This window comes from Bacillus sp. L_1B0_5 (genome assembly GCF_000836715.1).
GTDB lineage: Bacteria > Bacillota > Bacilli > Bacillales > Bacillaceae_G > Bacillus_A > Bacillus_A thuringiensis_S.
In genome coordinates this window covers 1-18,366 of sequence record NZ_JXIS01000093.1, presented here as the reverse complement: position 1 = coordinate 18,366, position 18,366 = coordinate 1, and the positions used below count along the sequence as shown (strand labels likewise).

Below are 18,366 nucleotides of genomic sequence, written 5' to 3'. Positions count from 1 at the left end.
TATTGTTTTATTGGCATAGTTTCAATCCAAGGAGAAAGGAGATTTTCAATCGTGCAACTAAAGAAAGCGTTTTGGAAGTTGGCTTCGCTTCTTCCGTTATCATTACTTCTGTTCCTCGGTGGCTGTGATAAAAAACTCGCAGTATTAAATCCGCAAGGACCTGTTGCAAAAGCACAGTATGATTTAATTGTTTGGTCATTCTTGCTTATGTCATTAATTATCGCAATTGTATTCATTCTGTTTACAGTCATCTTGATTCGTTATCGTGAAAAACCAGAGAATATGGACTATGAGCCACCTGAACAACACGGTAACACATTACTAGAAATTATTTGGACGCTTGTTCCTGTTATTATCGTTATCGCATTATCGATTCCAACAGTAAAAGCAACTTATGCTTCGGAAGAGGTTCCGAAAGAGTCCAAACATATTAAACCAGTTGAAATTTATGTTACATCTGCAAACTGGAAATGGTTATTCAGTTACCCAGAGGAAAAAATTGAAACCGTTAACTATTTAAACATCCCAGCTGGTGTACCAATTCAATTCAAACTGACTTCTGTCGGCCCAATGAATGCTTTCTGGGTACCAGAACTTGGTGGTATGAAGTACACAATGGATGGCATGATTATGGATCTTTATTTACAAGCTGATAAGCCAGGTTCTTACCTAGGTCGTAGTGCGAACTTCTCTGGTGAAGGATTCACTCACATGGAGTTCGAAGTTGAAGCGAAAACTAAAGAGAAATATGACAAGTGGGTTAAAGAAGTACAACAAACCGCTGATAAGTTAACAGAACAGAAATACAACGAAATTATTAAACCTGGTGTAGTTGGACGCATGACGTTCTCTAGTCACCACTTAAGTTATGTAGATCCAAAATCACTTGAATATTGTGATTACAACTACTACAAAAACAAAAAATAATAGCTATTATTCCAACAGATTGGAGTGAACACAGTGAAGCTTGATGAATTCTTTGTCACAGGTGACCCGATTATTTACGGTGCAGACGCTTCTATCGTTCTTGTGACATTAGCAATCATTTTCGTACTAACAAAGTATAAAAAATGGAAATGGCTTTGGGACGAATGGTTGACAACTGTTGACCATAAAAAAATCGGAGCCATGTATATTATTTCTGCGGTTATCATGTTATTCCGTGGTGGTATGGATGGTTTAATGATCCGTGCACAGTTAACATTCCCAGAAACAACTTATTTAAACGCAGAACACTATAACGGAATCTTTACAACACATGGTACAGTAATGATTCTTTTCATGGCAATGCCATTCGTTATGGGATTAATGAACCTTGTAGTACCATTACAAATTGGTGCTCGTGACGTTGCATATCCGTTCTTAAATGCTTTAAGTTTCTGGTTATTCTTTGTCGGAGCAATGTTATTCAACATCGCTTTCGTAATCGGTGGTTCTCCAGACGCTGGGTGGACTTCTTACTTCCCAATGGCAGGTACAGAGTTTACTTCAGGCGTAGGAAATAACTACTACGCAATTGCATTACAGATTTCAGGTCTCGGTACGCTAATGACCGGTATTAACTTCCTTGTTACTATCTTAAAAATGCGTACACCTGGTATGACTTTAATGAGAATGCCAATGTTTACTTGGTCAATCTTAATTACAACAATTATTATTATTTTCGCTTTCCCAGTATTAACAGTTGCTCTTGCATTAATGACATTTGACCGTCTATTCGATGCTCACTTCTTTACGATGGCGAGCGGCGGTATGCCGATGTTATGGGCCAACCTGTTCTGGGTATGGGGTCACCCTGAAGTATATATCGTTATTTTACCGGCATTCGGTATTTTCTCTGAAATCATTAGTACATTCTCACGTAAACGTCTATTCGGTTACAGTGCGATGGTATACTCAATGGTTGCAATTTCTTTACTAAGTTTCGTCGTATGGCTTCACCACTTCTTCACGATGGGTGCAGGTCCAGCGGTTAACTCATTCTTCTCGATTTCGACAATGGCGATTTCGATTCCAACCGGTGTTAAGATCTTTAACTGGTTGTTTACACTGTATAAAGGACGTATCCGTTTTACAGTTCCAATGCTTTGGTCATTGGCATTTATTCCAAACTTCGTAGTCGGTGGGGTTACAGGGGTTATGCTTGGAATGGCAGCAGCTGATTATCAATACCATAACAGCTACTTCCTAATTGCTCACTTCCACTACGTATTAATCGCAGGTACAGTATTCGCTATGCTTGCTGGATTCACATTCTGGTATCCAAAAATGACTGGTCATATGTTAAATGAACGCCTAGGTAAATGGACATTCTGGATCTTTATGAGCGGATTCAACATCTGTTTCTTCCCAATGTACTTCTTAGGTTTAGACGGTATGACTCGTCGTATGTACACTTACTCTGAAAGTCTTGGATGGGGATGGCTAAACCAAATCGCATCAGTTGGTGCGGTAATGATGGGTATCGGCTTCCTACTTCTTTGCTACAACGTAATTTGGAGTGCACGTCACGGTGAACGTGACACAACTGGAGATCCATGGGATGGCCGTACACTTGAATGGGCAACTCAATCTCCTGTACAACATTACAACTTCGCGAAACTTCCTGAAATCAAAGAAGCTGATGCTTTCTGGTACATGAAAAAACGCGGAGAAACAGTTACACCAGCTGCAGAAGATATCAAACCAATTCACATGCCAAGTAACTCTGGTGTGCCTATTATTGCGTCTGGATTCTTCGGTCTTGCAGGTTTCGCATTAGTATTTAGCTGGTTCTGGCTTGCAGCAATCGGTGGTATTGGTATTTTAGCTTGCTTAATCTATCGTTCATTCGATTATGACGATGGTTACTACGTAAGTGTTGATGAAATTAAAGAAACAGAACATATAGCATGAGAGGTGAAATGACATGGCGGCTTTAGATAAAAGCTTACCTTTGGAATATCAATCCGAACAAAGCAGATTGAATATCCTAGGATTCTGGATTTTTCTTGGGGCTGAAATTATGCTGTTCGCAACACTTTTCGCCTCTTATCTAGTCCTTGCTGGTCGTACGGCAGATGGCCCAACTCCAGCGCAACTGTTTGAACTTAAAACGCTTTTAATTCAAACATTACTACTTTTAACAAGTAGTTTCACATGTGGTATCGTAATTCACGAAATGCGTAAGCACAATCAAAAAGCAATGCTTGGATGGTTCATCCTTACATTACTTTTAGGTGCAGGTTTCCTATTCTTTGAAATCGAAGAGTTCATTATGTACATCGGTGAAGGCGCAACAATTCAAACAAGTGCTTTCCTATCTGCATTCTTCGTTCTTCTTGGAACGCACGGAGCCCACGTAACAGGCGGTATCATTTGGGCAACTTGTGTTATTATCCAAATTTTAAAACGAGGTTTAACACCAGTTACAGCTCGTAAAGTATTCATTATCAGCTTATACTGGCATTTCCTTGATCTAGTTTGGGTCTTTATTTACACACTAGTTTACTTGAACGGGATGGTGGCGTAAATGGGTCAAAATAATAACCAAGCAAACGGGCATGCGCATAGCGGATTCCCTTGGTCACACGTTTTCGGATTTATTTTATCGCTTGCACTAACGTTCCTAGCGCTATACGTGGCACTTTACACAACATTGCCACTTTCAACAGTCTTAACAACTATTATCATAATGGCTGTTGCGCAAGCGTTATTACAATTAATTATGTTCATGCATTTAAAAGAAGGAGAAGGAAGAGTTCAAATTCTTACAATGATATACAGTTTCTTCGTTGCAACTGCAACAGTCGGTTTAACTGTATGGATCTTCTTCTCAATGTAATGTACATGAAAAAGACTGCTGAGGAATCTCAGCAGTCTTTTTTTATTCTCCTCCCCTATTACATCCACATTACGGAATTAACAACAGAATCATGAAAAATATACTTATTATGACAAATCTTAAGAAAAGTCTTTCTTTATGAAATCGAATCCATATGCGTTGCTTTTCTACCTATTATATGGCTAAATAGGTACTATATTTATTTGAAGGGAGAGAACGCAATGGAACATCATACTTCTGTTCTATCACTTATGGTTGTCGTTGCAATCGCGTTTTTCGTTCCCCTTTTGTTACAACGCTTTAAATTAAAAGCACTTCCTGTTGTCGTTGCAGAAATTATCGCAGGAATCTTTGTAGGTAAAAGTGGGTTTAATATTATTGAGCCAGATATATGGCTTCAAGTTTTATCAACATTAGGATTTATCTTCCTCATGTTCTTAAGCGGTTTAGAAATTGACTTTTCTATCTTTAAACAAAAAGGGAAAAAAAATACGACAAACGAACCAAATACATTTCAAGCAGCAAGCATTATCTTCTTATTTATTTTCATCTTATCTTATGCCTTATCATTACTATTCGTATGGCTAGGATTTGTAGATAATGCAATGTTCATGACTTTAATTATTTCAACTATTTCTTTAGGGGTTGTTGTACCAACATTAAAAGAAAACAACCTAGGAAAAACTGCGATCGGACAAATCATTTTATTAGTTGCTGTTATTGCAGACTTAGTTACAATGATTTTACTCGCTGTTTTCGTCGGATTAAATTCCGAAAGCGGCCAAAGTATGTGGCTCTTACTTCTTCTATTCGGTGCCGGTATTGTCATTTACTTTATTGCAAAACGCTTTAAAAACATTCCATACTTAGATAGTTTAAAAGCTGGTAGTGTACAAATTGATACACGGGCTGTTTTTGCACTCATTTTAATCTTAGTTGGGTTATCGGAATCTGTTGGAGCAGAAAATATTTTAGGTGCCTTCTTAGCAGGTGTACTTGTATCGTTATTATCACCCAATGAAGATATGGTGGAAAAACTTGATTCCATCGGCTATGGTTTCTTCATCCCTATTTTCTTCGTAATGGTTGGTGTAAATCTAGAGGTATGGTCTATTTTTAAAGAGCCTTCTAGCATGCTAATGATCCCAATCTTAATTGTAGGACTCTTTATTTCAAAACTCTTACCATCACTCGTCTTACGAAAATGGTATCCACGTAATATCGTACTTGGAAGTGCAATCTTATTAACATCGACACTTTCTTTAGTTATTGCGGCTGCACAAATTGGTGAAAAACTAGGGATCATCAGTCCAAGTTTATCTGCCTCTCTTATTTTAAGCGCAGTTATTACTTGTATTTTTGCACCTGTATTGTTTAAAAAAATGTTCCCAAAAGTAGAAACACCAAAACCAAAAGTAGCTATTATTGGCGCGAGCAGAATTACCCTTCCGTTATCACTAGATTTAAAACGAGAAGATTATGACGTAACGCTATATATGATGCGTCAAAACAAAATAAATGATGAGGAAGCGAAATCGCATGACTTCCCTATCGTGAAATTAGATGACATCACAATCGCATCATTAACTGAACAAACAGCATTTGATGCAGATCGCGTCGTTGTTGCAACAAGCGATGATGAACAAAACTTATTATTAGCAGAACATGCAAAAGAGCTAGGTGTTGAACATGTTATTGCAAGTGTAGAAGATCCACTTCTACAAGAAAAAGCAACGCAAGAACATATCGCTGTATTCTCAACAATTAACTCTACACGTATTTTATTACGTGCACTTATTGATAAACCTAGTCTCGTTCGCTTAATTACAACTGCAAACGAAACAGTACGCGAAGTTGAACTACGCAGCAATAAATATAACGGCGTTGCACTTCGCCGCCTTCCGTTTTTAGGTGATGTACTTGTGATTCAAATCTACCGCGGTAATAAAGCATTAATACCACATGGTGATACAAGACTACAACACGGTGATACATTACTTGTAACAGGTTCAAAAGAGCATATCGATACACTAAAAAACATATTAGAGTAAAAAAATGCCCCTCACATAATTGAGGGGCATTTTTTTAATTTCATATGGTAAAATGTTACTATCACATATTATGAGGATGGATTACATTATGTCTATTGTAACTTTAGCTCTCTTATTATTAGCGGAAGTACTCGTCGCCATTATTCTCATCGGTGTTAGCATTGAAATTTGCAGCTATGGTTGGAAAAAATCAAATGGAGTTAAATACTCATGCCTTTTTCTTTCACTCCTTCTCGGAACCGCTAGTATACTCGGTCTTCTCGCTGCACCTGCATACTTCTTTATACAACTTATAGAAAAAGGTTTATAAGAAAGGATGATAATATGATCACTGTGCAGTATATTGATGCATCCGAGACACACTTATTACGCCAAGCGGTGTTGCGTCCTAATCAGTCCCTAGCAAACTGTAAATACTCTTCTGACTACGAAAAAGACACATTCCACTTAGGTGCCTTTATAAACGATGAGTTGATTAGCATTGCTTCCTTCTCAAAAGAAATATATCCTGATTTGCAAAATGGTATCCATTATAGACTAAGAGGAATGGCAACATTACCTAACTTTCGGAACAAAAGAGCTGGAAGCTCCTTAATTCAGAAGGCAGAACAAATTTTAAAAGAACGGAAAGCAAACATCCTATGGTGTAATGGCCGTATTACTGTAACTGACTATTACAAGCGATTAGACTTTCAGGAGCATGGTGAAATCTTTGAAATTGAACCGATTGGCCTTCATAAAGTACTGTATAAAAAAATATAAGAAAAGCTTTCCTCAATACGGGAAAGCTTTTCTTATATTTCAATCTTCACTTTTTATCTTTTTCATATACATGTAGATAAATAAACTAGGACCTAAAAAACAAGCAAACATAATAAGTGCTGTTATACTGATTTCTTTTATCGAAATATCCGGTGTTACAATAATACAAATAGCTAACAGTCCAATAACAATACCTACCGGAATGAATAATAGTTTCATGAAATAGCTACGTGATACCCCACCTGTATGCTCATATGCCTCTACAGAATGTTTTAAATTTAAGAAGTTAATGGCTACGATCCCGCCCATAAATACCATTAATAGATCCGAAACATTTTCATATCCTGCCCCTTGCAAGACATAGCGGTAAAAGACGATAGCTAGTATGACGATATTTTGTAAGATGAAAACTAATCTAATATGTTTTAACCCTTCAATCATTAAACGTTCATCTTTCACGATTTTCATCCTATCACTCCTTTTCCTCCCAAAACAAATCATTCAACGTTTTATCTACTGCATAACAAATTTTCAAACATAAATCTAAAGATGGGTTGTATTTCCCCTTCTCAATTAAACTAATCGTTTGCCTTGTAACGCCTACTTTTTCTGCTAATTTTTGCTGTGTTAAATCTAACTGAACACGCGCGACTTTTATTTTACTTACAGCCATTCATGTTCCTCCTCTACCTTTATTGTAACATATATATTCCATTAGGTAATTTATATTTTGCGAAATCAATTTAATTTCCACATTATCCCGATTGATGCGGGCTAATACACAGTGGGGATAAATCCCCACTACTGCCTATAGTTTCACTTTATTATACACAAAAAAGGAGCCTCTCATAAGAAGCTCCCTCTCCTATATCTATATTATAAAAATAAATGACATCCAAATAAAATTGTAAATAAGTATAGTAATGGATGTACTTCCTTTCCTTTACCCTTCACAATTTTCAAAACCGGATATACTAAAAATCCAATTGCGATTCCATTTGCAATACTAGATGTTAACGGAATACCTATAAAAATCAAAAATGCTGGTAACGCATCTTCAAATTCATTCCAATTAATATCTCGAATGCTTTGTGCCATTAAACTACCTACTATAATTAATGAAGGAGCTGTAATAGCAGCTACACTTGATAAAGAAGCAATAACAGGACTGAAAAATGCCGTTATAATTGTTAGACCAACAACTACAATCCCTGTTAATCCAGTTTTCCCACCTGCAGCAATACCTGCTGACGATTCAATCGTCGCTGCTGTTGGGCTTGTTCCAAAGATAGAACCTGTAGTCCCGCCAATTGCATCTGCAATAAACGCTTTACCAAAACGCTTCTCTGTATTGTCTGTAATTAAACCTGCTTGTTTAATTAAACCAAGTAATGCACCTGTTGTATCGAATAAAAGTACAAGTAAAAATGAAAATACAACACCATATAATCCGTATTCAATTACATCTGAAAATGCATTGATTGGGTTTGAAACGATAATACCCTCTGGCAAATGAGGCATCGCCACAATTTTATCAGCAAACTTCAATTGCCCTGTAAAGAAGGCGATAACTCCTGTCACAATCATACTAATAAATAATGCACCACTCACACGTAATGCCATTAATACCGCCGCTAATATTAAACCAATTAAAGTTAAAATAACGGCTGGAGAATGAAAATCACCAATCGTAACTAAATTAGACGGATGATCCACGATAATTCCAGAAAGGCGCAATCCAATAAAAGCAATAAATAGTCCAATTCCACCTGCAATTGCATGCTTTAAACTATCAGGAATTGCTAAAATTAACTTTTGCCTAAACGAAGTAAAAGATAATAAAAGAAAAATAATCCCCGTTACAAATACAGCTGAAAAGGCAACTACATATGTAATCCCTTCTGCCTTCTGTACAACAGAATAAGCAAAATATGCATTCATTCCCATAGCTGGAGCAATAACAATCGGGTAATTCGCGAAAATCGCCATACCTACTGTTCCAACAACGGTTGCAATAATTGTTGCTGTAAACGCTTGGTCAAATGGTATACCTGCATCAGATAATATTTTTGGATTGATGACAAGAATATACGCAAATGTAAAAAAAGTTGTGATGCCAGCTAAAAACTCTTGCTTCACAGAAGTGTTATATTTTTGTAATTGAAACATGCTTATGTACCCTTCCTACACCTGAATTATTATCACACATTCTTTTCTTACTAGTATGTGAGAAAATATAATACTTAATCTTAACAATCAATAAAAAGAAGAGTCAATATATTCCCTAATAGTTCGAATTTTAAGTTTAAGTCTGACAAATACAGATGTAGTACAGTTCATTATGATTATTTTTGTAGCATAACAGATGGAAATGTTTTATAATTTGAAATAGTTAAATATTTAGTAAACGCATTCAAATATCGTTCACTCTACAAGGGGGATTCTTCTTATGCAGCACACAAACAAATCTGGAACTTTAAATCGTGGTTTAAAAGAACGACATATTACTTTAATGTCACTTGGCTCAGCTATTGGTGTTGGGCTATTTTTAGGATCCGCTTCCGCTATTAAACTAGCCGGTCCTTCTATTTTACTAGGCTATATGATTGCCGGACTCGTTATTTTTTTCATTATGCGAGCTCTCGGGGAAATGGCAATTGAACAACCTGTTGCCGGTTCTTTTAGTAAATATGCATATGATTATATCAGCCCACTCGCTGGTTATATTACTGGTTGGAATTACTGGTTCTTATGGGTTGTTACTTGTATGGCTGAAATTACAGCAGCTGGTATTTACATGCAGTACTGGTTTCCAGATATCCCGCGCTGGACTTGGGCGTTACTTGCTCTATTGTTAATGAGCGCTTTTAACTTCTTATCGGTAAAAGTATTTGGAGAACTTGAGTTTTGGTTTGCTCTCATTAAAATTGTCACAATTATCTGTATGATAGTAGTCGGCGCTGGTATTATTTTATTCGGATTCGGAAACGGTGGTATCGCTACTGGTATTTCAAACCTTTGGTCACATGGTGGCTGGTTCCCAAATGGTTTTTCTGGGTTACTACTCTCCATGCAGATGGTACTATTCGCTTATTTAGGCGTTGAATTAATCGGTGTTACAGCTGGTGAAGCTCAAAATCCGAAGAAAACACTCGCAAAAGCAATTGATAACGTGTTTTGGAGAATATTACTGTTCTACGTAGGAGCTCTATTCGTTATGATGGCAATTTATCCATGGAACGAACTTGGTGAGAAAGGAAGCCCATTCGTATTAACATTCCAGCAAATTGGTATCGCAAAAGCAGCAGGTATTATTAACTTTGTCGTATTAACAGCAGCTCTTTCTTCTTGTAACGGTGGTTTATTTAGTACAGGCCGTATGCTATTTACATTAGCTCAGCAGAAAAAAGCTCCTGAAAGATTTGGTCGTTTAAATAAAAACGGCATTCCAAGCCAAGGAATTGTAGCAACCGCTATCGTTTTACTCATTGGTGTTATATTAAACTATCTCGTACCTGCAAAGGTATTTACATGGCTTACTAGCATTTCAACTTTCGGCGCAATTTGGACTTGGGGAATTATATTAGTTGCTCAAATTAAATTCCGTAAAAGCTTACCTACTCAAAATAAACAAAAGTTATCGTATAAAATGCCTTTATACCCATTAAGCTCATATTTCTCACTTGTTTTCCTTGTATTAGTACTAGGTATAATGGCGTATTCAGAAGATACACGAATTGCATTGATTGTCGGCCCAATTTGGCTTATCGGCTTAGCAATCGTATATTACATGAAAGGGTTTCATAAGATTGATGAAACACCTAACTCAAAAATTAGTTAAGCAAAATACCCCTTCCTTATTACTTGGAAGGGGTGCTTTTATATCTATATAAATATTTCTCAACAAAATTCACGGTATTTTTACAATCTTTTAATATTTTTTATGTTTTCCGTCTTTATTTTTACAGAAAAATAAATTACATTATTAAAGCACATATATTTATTATTAGGGGGATTCTTCTATGAAGAATAAAAAATGGATTACATTTTCTTTAGCAACAGCAATTACACTAAGTATAGGGACCTCGTTCATACCGTCTACTTATGCCGAAAGCTCTGTAGACCCAGCTCCTGAAATTGCTGCAAAAGTTGTAAATCAAAACAATGGGAAGAAAGTATTATTCGATAATACACACGGTCAAACTGCTGGGACAGCTGACTGGGTTATTGACGGCGGCTTTTCTGACTTCGGAAACGGCATTGCAAAAAACGGATATCACGTAAAAGAACTTCGTAAATCAACACCTATTACGTACGAAGACTTAAATGGTTACAATGTATTTATCGTTCCAGAAGCTAATATTCCTTACAAAAAATCTGAGCAGGACGCTATGTTACAATATGTAAAAAATGGTGGTAGTATCTTCTTTATTGCCGATCATTACAATGCGGATCGTAATAAAAATCGCTGGGACTCTTCTGAAGTATTTAATGGATATAGACGCGGTGCTTGGGATAATCCAGCAAAAGGAATGTCTAATGAAGAAGCAAATTCACAAGCTATGCAAGGAGTAGAAAGCTCTGATTGGCTATCTGACAACTTCGGTATTCGCTTCCGCTACAATGCACTTGGTGATGTTTCAGCGAAAACAATTGTATCGCCTGAACAATCTTTCGGAATTACAAAAGGTGTCTCTTCTGTAGCAATGCATGCTGGTTCTACTCTAGCAATTACAAACCCAAAACTAGCAAAAGGACTTGTTTACCTTCCAGAAAATCCATCAAAATGGAATAACGCTGTTGATAGTGGCGTTTATAATGGCGGTGGTATTGCAGAAGGCCCATATGCTGCAATTGCAAAAGTAGGACTTGGAAAAGCTGCCTTTATTGGTGACTCTTCTCCTGTTGAAGATGCTACACCAAAGTACGTTCGTGAAGATTCTGGCCAAACAAAGAAAACTTACGATGGTTATAAAGAAGAAAACGATGCGATTTTATTAGAAAACATCGTAAATTGGTTATCGAATAAAGAGACATTTACAAGTTTAGATCAAGTAAATGGTTTACAGCTTGATTCAAATACAGCTCTACAAACATTTGAACAGCCAAGCTTATCAACAGAACCACAACCTGAACCTTGGAGTGCACCAAATGCAGGTTATCAATGGTTTAATACAAATACTTTTAAACCAGGTTCATACGGTTATAACGGTGCGGTAACAACAAGCGACTACGTCGTTACACACCCTAGCATTCTACCAAACAATGAAATTTTCCAAATGAAGATTCAAGTAAATAACTTACTACCTAATACAACTTATAACAACTATTCTTTAGGTATATTCACTACTGGTGGAACACAAGTAGCAAAAGTTCAAAATACAAACGGCACTTGGCCATCTGCTTTCGGATATAGTAGTGCATTCTCTTTCACAACAAACAGCTTAGGCTCTGCTGAAAAAGTTGTAAATGTACAGATTGATTCAAATACAACTGGACAAGCAACGCTTCGTCTACGTCAAAATACAACAGCGAAATATAATGAAACTGTAACGATTAATAAAAAATAATGAAGAAGGCAATCCATACATGGATTGCCTTCTTCTCACTTCTCTTCCTTCGAGAAAAACATTCTTGAAATAACGATACCTATACTACCGACGATTAGGAATAACACTGCCCTAATCATCATCGATACCTCTGGTAAGTCAAGTAGGAATAACTTCCCTACCGTTACTACTAATACGATTAATCCAGCATATAATATTTCATTCATCTGTCTATAACGACCAAACCAAACTGCAAATAACGCATATATCATCCATAATAACGATACAGATACGCTAATTATACTTCCATCTGTAGAAAGAACTTCACCAATTCTAGTGATTGTAATAAATACAATGACCATTAACCAGTAGAGCGCTATAGAGTACACATACTTACCCATACTCGCTAACACTTCTTTCGCTTGTCTCATGCAATAATAGAACGTTCCTATTAAAATAAGATGAGCAACAAAACCTGCCGAAATAAATTCATCAAACGGGCTAAAAATCGTCTGTATCATTCCAATTGCATAAACCGTCGCACTAACATACAATTTTATCTGTTGTTTTACTTTAATAGAAGTGACCATGCCGAGGAAACCTTGTAATAATAGTACAATCGCTGCATTCACTAAACTATACTCGTATAAAATCGCTAAACTAAATGCTCCCATCGCGAAACCAAATAAGAGATTTGTAAATATAGAATGTCTATTCTTCCTATACTCAAGCACAAACATAGCAGCGTGCACAATTGCACTAATAATCAATCCCCATGTTGTAAAATCAGGTATTTTGGCAATAGCTAGTATAAAGAAAACTGCATTCGCACTAAATATCGCCAAACGTGGTTCTGGTATAAAACTTCTCTCCGTAAACATATGCCAAAATAATAGTAAATGAATCAAACCATATACAATCGTTAACTGTATTTGCAAGTTCTCTACTAATATTGACATAACAGCAAAGAAGACAAAAAGAACAATGGCCGCAACAGCGTAAGAAATCATATATAAGTATTTATAACGATTTTTCAATCCATACCATAATAAACTAAGTGTTAATATCGTCTCGTATCCGAAGAAAATATAAGGATTAGGAGTCGTACTATTTAACAAGAATGGCACGAAGAACGCTCCTACCGCTACGAAGATAGTAAGGTATTCCGAGTTATATCTTTTCGCTAAATAAATCCCTAAAATAACCCATGCAATATTAAAGAGAAACGCGATACTTGCCGGAATAAATGCATACAAATAATGTGCCGCAAACGTCGTTAAAACAATCCCCGAAATACTTCCTCCAACCAATACTAATCCTAACGCCTGCCGCTCTCTTTTAATTTGAATATCTCCTATATAATACAAACCGATAGATAATGCGATACCAAACACAATTCGTATTGCTGGTGTTAATAAACCAGCATCTACCCCTGCTTTAAATAACCAGATCACTCCAAGCAACATAATACCGACAAATACACGCGGTAACCACGTTTGACAAAACTTAATAATATTAAATGGCTCTGGTTTAAAAGCAGATATATCTACTTGTTTTACCTCATATTCTTGCACAGGCTCTTTTATCGTAACTATTTCTTCTTTTGGCTTTTCCTCCATTACCGTTTCAATATATTCTTTCTTTTCCTTACTAACATGTTGCTGAGCGTTCTCTACTTCTATTTCCCTTTGCTTCACTTTTAATTCAGCAAGTGCTTCTTGAATTGTTTCAATTGCCGTTTCGAGTGCTTCTATTTTCTTATCCAAATCCTTCTTCATACGCTACCCCCTTATTCGTACCTCTCATTAAACCTATATATTACCAATTATCTTTATCATACTCTTAGTCTATTCATTTTCAATAGTATTTTTTCCAAAAAAAGAAAGATGCCTTCCCAAAATAGGAAAACACCTTTTTACTCATTTATTCTTATTTAGAACAATGCTAACGATGACACCAACACACACGCCTATAATAGCTGGAACACTCCACCCAACACCTTCTGTATAAAATGGAATGTATTTTAATACTGACGTCCACTGATTCATCATTACATTTTTATTTAAAATATCAATTGCACTAAATATCGCTAAAACCCCAACGGTCACTGCATATACGTATGCATACTTTCCCATATACTTATGGAATAAACCTAGAATAATAAGTGTTAATGCAATCGGATAAATAAATCCAAGAATTGGTACTGACACTTTTAAAATTTGCGTTAATCCTAAATTAGCTAAGATCATACTAACAACGCTTACTATAAATGCCCAAACTTTATAAGATACTTTCGGAAATGCACTTGCAAAAAATTGACTACAAGACGTAACAAGTCCAATTGAAACACATAAACACGCGATAGTAAAAATAAGACCCAATAAAACGACTCCGCCCTGTCCAACTAATGTGGTCATCACTTGTGCTAACACTTTCGCACCGTTATCAAATGTTCCTAATGAACCACTAATTGACCCCACATATCCAAGGATGACATAAATAATCGATAATAATAGGCCCGCCCCGATTCCAGCAATACTCATATATTTCGCTAAACCTTTATCATCTTCAATACCTTTTGCACGTAATGCATTTGCAATCACAATTCCAAAAATTAAAGCAGCTAACGCGTCCATTGTTAAATATCCATCTAAAAATCCTTGAAACATAGGAGCTTGTCCATAATTCCCCGCAGCCTCTTTCACGCCACCTACTGATGTAAACATACTTTTTATAAAAATAATGGCAATCATACATAATAATAATGGTGTTAAAACTTTCCCAAACAAACCCATTAACTTAGATGGTGATAAACTTAACCAGTAAACAATACTAAAGAAAATAACTGTGTAAAACAATAATACTCCGCTTCCTGCTTCAGGGAATAACTGACCTGGCCCCATTTCAAAAGCTAAACTTCCCGCACGTGGTATACCAAGCCCAGGTCCAATAAATACATACACGATACATGGAAAAATAATTGCAAATGAAGAATGAACTCTACCCGCTAACGTTTGAAAACTTCCTGCTTTCGCAATAGAAATAACACCTAATATAGGAAGACCTGTTGCTGATATAATAAATCCTACTAATGAAATCCACACATGTTCTCCTGCTTCATATCCAAGAAAAGGTGGGAATATAAGATTCCCTGCTCCAAAGAACATCGAAAATAACATAAGACTAATAAGTAAAATTTCTTTTTTCTGTAACAATTTCATTTCTTTCTCCTTCTTTAATTTCATCTCTTGTGAAATCAATTCCACATATAAAAAAAGCACAATAACCCGCTTCCTTACAAAGAAAACATAGTCCATAGTCTATCACAAAAGAAACACCCCTTCTATAGATATCCCCCTTTTCCAATTTCTTCTGAAAAATCAACCTTTATTGACTTATAATAGTTAATAAGGTAAAATATTAAATGTACAAAATTATTAACTTTGTTTTTGTTTGTGTCAGGAGGAAAATAAAATGGAATCAACGATACAACTAGAAAAAGAACAACAAAGAAAAAAGAAACATCCTCCAGGTTTATACTTACTCTTCTTTACAGAAATGTGGGAAAGATTTAGTTACTATGGATTACGAGGATTATTAACATTATATTTAACGACAGCTTTAGTAAGCGGTGGTCTTGGGTTTAGTCCCGCATGGGCACTCTCTATTTACGGATTTTACACTGGAGCCTGTTATTTCACACCAATGATTGGTGGATACTTAACAGATCGTTTTCTAGGTAGACGAAAAGCGATCACAATTGGTGGTATAACAATGGCAATCGGTAACCTTACACTATTTGCCTTGCAAAACCAATTAGGCCTATACCTCGGATTAGCGCTTATTATTATCGGTAACGGATTCTTCAAACCGAACATCTCTACACTGGTTGGGGAATTATACGAAGAGAACGATCCAAAACGTGATAGTGCATTTACCATTTTCTATATGGGTATTAACGTCGGGTCATTTTTAGCTCCACTCGTTTGCGGATTTTTATCAGAAAATTTATTCAAAACAACAGTTGATGGCGTTGTACATTACGGATTCCGTTACGGTTTCTTAGCCGCTTCAATCGGAATGATTATTGGACAAATTTTATTTACAACACTATCAAATCGCTTCCTTGGTAATATCGGTAAAAAACCAACTCGCGATTTACAAACAGCTGCTGGACAACCATCAGTAGGAGATACACCATTAACAAAAAAAGAAAAACAACGTACCGCAGTTATCGTCATTTTAACATGCTTCGTTGTCTTCTTCTGGGCTGGCTTTGAACAAGCTGGTAGCTCATTAACATTATATACAAACAAATTTGTAGACCGCTCTGTGTTCGGATGGGAAGTTCCAACATCTTGGTTCCAATCGGTCAATCCATTATTTATTATTTTGCTTGCTCCAGTCATTTCTGCATTATGGGCAAAACTTGCAACTCGCAAGCGCGGTGATTTAAAAATCCCAACTAAAATGGGACTTGGGATGATCTTGCTCGGTATCGGTTATATCATTCTCGTTATCGCTACATTAAAAACAGGTAGTGATGAACATAACATTACAGAAAAAGCAAACTTACTATTTATCGTCTTTACGTATCTTTTCCATACGTTAGGTGAACTATTCTTATCACCTGTCGGACTATCAATGGTTAGTGCGCTTGCTCCGGTAAAATTAGCATCTTTACTAATGGGTGTATGGCTAGCAAGTTCAGGTATCGCCAACATTTTAGGCGGACAACTTGCAAGCTTCACAACTTCACTTGGATACGCTGAAGTATTCACAGTTATTGGCGCTGTGGCAATTGTATTAGGTTGTGTTTTATTATTAATTTCTAAGAAATTAGTGAAATGGATGGATTAAAAAAGATGAGGAATTTATCCTCATCTTTTTTTATGCTGTTTTACCTTTTTCTATTGCTTGTTCGTACAGCTCTTTATGTTCTTTATATTCACTTGGTACGAAACTCTTATAGAAGAATGAGAACCAGCTGTCTCCCTTTTTATACCCTTCTTCTCGAATTTCCGCTGCTTTTTTATTCGATTTAAATCCTTCAGTAAACCATTTCTTTAACAATTCATTTCTTTCATACTTAGCAGGAACTTTTAAATCATAGTTTTCAAATGCATACTTATAGCCAGCTTTTTCTACTGCCTTTTTTGTAGACTTATAGCCTTTTTCATACGCTGTTTCATATGCCTTCACGTATACTTCTTTCTCTCTATTTCCAGGATTCTTTTCGGCTAGTTCTTTCCCTGTCTTTTCCCCTAATTCAGCTTGCTCTTTTTCAATTTTTTCTGTTCTTTCTTTATTCCCTACTTTGAACCCGTCTACAAAGTTTACCTTAAACTCTGCAGCAACTTGACTATCGTCCATCGTCTCTTGTGCTAAACCTTGTTCTTTTCCTTTTTCAAAATGCGTTTTCTTCTGCTCTTCTAAAGACCATGCGGCTGCATAAGTCGCTTTAAACGCTTGTTTATATGCATCAGATTTTCCAGCTAGATGCACTTCTGCATCATTTTTTCCTGCTTTAAAATCAGTTTCTCCATTCTTTTGACCTTCAAGTTGACCTTTTTCCATATCAGCTTGGCGCTGCGCTTCCTCTTGTTTACGTGCCTCTTCAGCTTTTCTTTGTTCCTCGGCTACACGTTGTCTCTCTTCTTCAGCTTTACGCTGTGCTTCTGCATTACGTTGTTTTTCAGCCTCAGCATTACGCTGTGCTTCTGCAGCACGTTGTTTTTCAGCCTCAGTATTGCGCTGTGCTTCTGCTTGTCTCTCAGCTTCTACAGCACTATTATTATTCTGGCTAGGAGCTGGGCTCGTTGCACCACTACTAGAAGCTGGTTTATTGTGATAATGATATTCCCCGTACTGTAATCCCCATTTCTCACAATTTGTACGACACGTATGTCCGCCATTAGCATCTGTACGCCCTGGATGCGCATAAGCTGAAATTGGAGCTACCAATAACGCTATACTCGTTGTTAAAAGAAGTTTCTTCACCTGTTGTCTCACTCTTGTTCCTCCCAAAATATAGAATTCCAACTTTATTATACATAAATAGAAGAATGCTTAAATACCAACCAAAATAATCTATTATTTCTCAACATTAGTAAAAAAGAAGGTGAACTCTTTAAAGAGTTCACCTTCTTTTTTACTCAGGCTGTGGAGAAAGTCTTCTCTA

16 protein-coding genes are annotated in these 18,366 nt (G+C 36.4%); 10 read left to right on the top strand and 6 right to left on the bottom strand.

Annotated elements, in window-relative coordinates:
- The first annotated feature begins 51 nt into the window (after window positions 1–51).
- From RT27_RS24840 to RT27_RS24810, 7 genes are all read left to right on the top strand, one after another.
- A complete protein-coding gene (locus RT27_RS24840; protein ID WP_001176166.1) occupies window positions 52–927 on the top strand; it encodes a cytochrome aa3 quinol oxidase subunit II in 876 nt (291 codons plus the stop codon).
- Between the two features lie 33 nt (window positions 928–960).
- Window positions 961–2,895 carry a cytochrome aa3 quinol oxidase subunit I gene (qoxB, locus tag RT27_RS24835; protein ID WP_016083499.1) on the top strand — a complete coding sequence of 645 codons (1,935 nt, stop codon included), beginning with the start codon at window positions 961–963 and terminating at the stop codon, window positions 2,893–2,895.
- A 13-nt stretch (window positions 2,896–2,908) separates the two neighbouring features.
- On the top strand, window positions 2,909–3,511 hold the full coding sequence (qoxC, locus tag RT27_RS24830) for a cytochrome aa3 quinol oxidase subunit III (RefSeq protein WP_000729314.1): 603 nt from the start codon (window positions 2,909–2,911) through the stop codon (window positions 3,509–3,511).
- The gene (gene qoxD / locus RT27_RS24825; protein ID WP_000531386.1) at window positions 3,512–3,823 is read left to right on the top strand and encodes a cytochrome aa3 quinol oxidase subunit IV; all 312 of its coding nucleotides are present in this window, start codon (window positions 3,512–3,514) and stop codon (window positions 3,821–3,823) included. It begins immediately after the preceding gene.
- A 221-nt stretch (window positions 3,824–4,044) separates the two neighbouring features.
- Complete coding sequence (locus RT27_RS24820) at window positions 4,045–5,874, top strand: monovalent cation:proton antiporter family protein (RefSeq protein ID WP_043937922.1); 1,830 nt, start codon at window positions 4,045–4,047, stop codon at window positions 5,872–5,874.
- A 52-nt stretch (window positions 5,875–5,926) separates the two neighbouring features.
- Window positions 5,927–6,184 carry a DUF4022 family protein gene (locus tag RT27_RS24815; RefSeq protein WP_003260542.1) on the top strand — a complete coding sequence of 86 codons (258 nt, stop codon included), beginning with the start codon at window positions 5,927–5,929 and terminating at the stop codon, window positions 6,182–6,184.
- Between the two features lie 14 nt (window positions 6,185–6,198).
- A complete protein-coding gene (locus RT27_RS24810; protein WP_016083501.1) occupies window positions 6,199–6,636 on the top strand; it encodes a GNAT family N-acetyltransferase in 438 nt (145 codons plus the stop codon).
- Between the two features lie 39 nt (window positions 6,637–6,675).
- Here the strand turns inward: RT27_RS24810 and RT27_RS24805 are convergent, their stop codons facing one another.
- The 3 genes from RT27_RS24805 to RT27_RS24795 all read right to left on the bottom strand — a co-directional run bounded on the left by RT27_RS24805 (window position 6,676) and on the right by RT27_RS24795 (window position 8,805).
- The gene (locus RT27_RS24805; RefSeq protein ID WP_016083502.1) at window positions 6,676–7,104 is read right to left on the bottom strand and encodes a hypothetical protein; all 429 of its coding nucleotides are present in this window, start codon (window positions 7,102–7,104) and stop codon (window positions 6,676–6,678) included.
- 4 nt (window positions 7,105–7,108) lie between these two features.
- Complete coding sequence (locus tag RT27_RS24800; protein WP_000301177.1) at window positions 7,109–7,309, bottom strand: helix-turn-helix transcriptional regulator; 201 nt, start codon at window positions 7,307–7,309, stop codon at window positions 7,109–7,111.
- A 203-nt stretch (window positions 7,310–7,512) separates the two neighbouring features.
- Window positions 7,513–8,805, bottom strand: coding sequence for an NCS2 family permease (locus RT27_RS24795; protein WP_016083503.1), 1,293 nt, complete (start codon window positions 8,803–8,805; stop codon window positions 7,513–7,515).
- A gap of 280 nt (window positions 8,806–9,085) precedes the next feature.
- Here RT27_RS24795 and RT27_RS24790 point away from each other — a divergent pair, with 280 nt between their 5' ends.
- Together RT27_RS24790 and RT27_RS24785 are read left to right on the top strand one after the other, a co-directional pair.
- The gene (locus RT27_RS24790; RefSeq protein WP_001164901.1) at window positions 9,086–10,477 is read left to right on the top strand and encodes an amino acid permease; all 1,392 of its coding nucleotides are present in this window, start codon (window positions 9,086–9,088) and stop codon (window positions 10,475–10,477) included.
- Between the two features lie 181 nt (window positions 10,478–10,658).
- Complete coding sequence (locus tag RT27_RS24785; RefSeq protein WP_043937920.1) at window positions 10,659–12,206, top strand: DNA-binding protein; 1,548 nt, start codon at window positions 10,659–10,661, stop codon at window positions 12,204–12,206.
- 35 nt (window positions 12,207–12,241) lie between these two features.
- Here RT27_RS24785 and RT27_RS24780 read toward each other — a convergent pair whose 3' ends face one another.
- The gene (locus tag RT27_RS24780) at window positions 12,242–13,963 is read right to left on the bottom strand and encodes a DUF2339 domain-containing protein (RefSeq protein WP_043937918.1); all 1,722 of its coding nucleotides are present in this window, start codon (window positions 13,961–13,963) and stop codon (window positions 12,242–12,244) included.
- Between the two features lie 141 nt (window positions 13,964–14,104).
- Window positions 14,105–15,430: a branched-chain amino acid transport system II carrier protein gene (gene brnQ, locus RT27_RS24775; protein WP_043937925.1), complete on the bottom strand. Its 1,326-nt coding sequence runs from the start codon at window positions 15,428–15,430 to the stop codon at window positions 14,105–14,107.
- 229 nt (window positions 15,431–15,659) lie between these two features.
- On the opposite strand from brnQ, the gene RT27_RS24770 reads away from it, so the two are divergent.
- Window positions 15,660–17,045 (top strand): peptide MFS transporter, encoded by a 1,386-nt coding sequence (locus RT27_RS24770; RefSeq protein ID WP_029441641.1) that lies wholly within the window; start codon window positions 15,660–15,662, stop codon window positions 17,043–17,045.
- Window positions 17,046–17,075: 30 nt separating this feature from the next.
- Here the strand turns inward: RT27_RS24770 and RT27_RS24765 are convergent, their stop codons facing one another.
- Window positions 17,076–18,197, bottom strand: coding sequence for a YHYH domain-containing protein (locus tag RT27_RS24765; protein WP_029441640.1), 1,122 nt, complete (start codon window positions 18,195–18,197; stop codon window positions 17,076–17,078).
- Window positions 18,198–18,366: the final 169 nt, after the last annotated feature.